The organism is Streptacidiphilus pinicola, assembly GCF_003258295.1.
Taxonomy (GTDB): Bacteria; Actinomycetota; Actinomycetes; order Streptomycetales; family Streptomycetaceae; genus Streptacidiphilus; species Streptacidiphilus pinicola.
Genome location: NZ_QKYN01000263.1, coordinates 1 through 1,293 on the forward strand (window position 1 = coordinate 1; position 1,293 = coordinate 1,293).

The following is a 1,293-nucleotide window of genomic DNA, read 5'->3' on the forward strand; positions in this document are numbered from 1 at the left end:
CGGAGACTCCGCGTGGACGCGTGGTCCAGGAGCCGGCGACGTGACGGTCCATGGTGGCGGGTCGGTGTCTCTGCGCAGCGTGTCGGCCTGCGCCTTGCCGCGGCCCTCGGCCACCGCCTCGGCCAGGTTGGCGAAGACGACCGTCAGCCACAGCCAGACCGTGATCACCCAGGCGAACACGCTGGGCTTCTCGATCGCGGAGATCGTGGTCAGCACGGAGCCGACCTCGACCACGAACATGACCGGGTTCTTGAACATGACGCGCGGGTCGAGCTTCTTGCACGCGTCCGGGAACGACTTGAGCAGCTGCTTCGGGTCGAGCAGGCCGCCGCCGATGCGACGCTCGGCCGGGAGCTCGGGCTGCTGCGATTCCGGCTGGTGGACCGGAGAGCTCAGGGTGGGCGTGGACATCAGTGGAGACCTTCCGCGAGCGGCCCGAGAGCGAGGGCCGGGAAGTAGGTGAGCCCGACGACGATCAGGACGACGCCCGAGAGCATGCCGACGAAGAGCGGGCTGTGGGTCTTGAGGGTGCCGGTCGACTCCGGCGTGTGCTGCTGCTTGGCCAGCGAACCGGCCAGCGCCAGCACGAACACCATCGGCAGGAACCGGCCGAAGGCCATCGCCAGGCCCAGGGCCTCCTGCCAGTGGTTGCTGGTCACGGTGATGCCCGCGAACGCGGAACCGTTGTTGTTCGCCGCCGAGGTGAACGCGTACAGCACCTCGGAGAAGCCGTGCGGACCGGAGTTCAGCATCCCGCCGCCGTGACCGGCGCTCAGCGACATCGCCAGTCCCGTGCCGCACAGCACGATCGCCGGCGTGGTCAGGATGTACAGGGAGGCGAACTTCATCTCCCGCGCACCCAGCTTCTTACCCAGGTACTCCGGCGTGCGGCCGACCATCAGACCCGCCACGAACACCGTCACGATCGCCAGCACCAGAATGCCGTACAGACCCGAACCCGTACCGCCCGGCGCGATCTCACCGAACATCATGTTCAGGATCGTCACCCCGCCACCGAGCGGCGTGTACGAGTCGTGCATCGAGTTCACCGCACCGGTCGACGTCAGCGTCGTCGAAGCCGCGAACAAGGAACTGCCCGGGATACCGAAGCGAACCTCCTTACCCTCCATCGCGGCTCCCGCGATCTTCGCCGCCGCACCCGAGTGCTGGTGCTCGAAGAAGGAGATCAGCGCGGCCGAAGCCGCCCAGTACAGGCCCATGACCGAGACGATCGCGTAGCCCTGCTTCTGCGACTTGACCATCGTGCCGAAGGTGCGGCACAACGCGAACGAG

1 protein-coding gene and 1 pseudogene are annotated in these 1,293 nt (G+C 67.4%); both read right to left on the reverse strand.

Features of this window, described 5'->3' with window-relative positions:
* Positions 1-411 (reverse strand): annotated as a pseudogene (locus DN069_RS42245) (hypothetical protein); the annotation flags it as partial.
* Positions 411-1,293: potassium-transporting ATPase subunit KdpA (locus DN069_RS38865; protein ID WP_165845841.1), on the reverse strand; the 883-nt coding region annotated here is incomplete at its 5' end. The pseudogene DN069_RS42245 and the gene DN069_RS38865, both read right to left, overlap by 1 nt.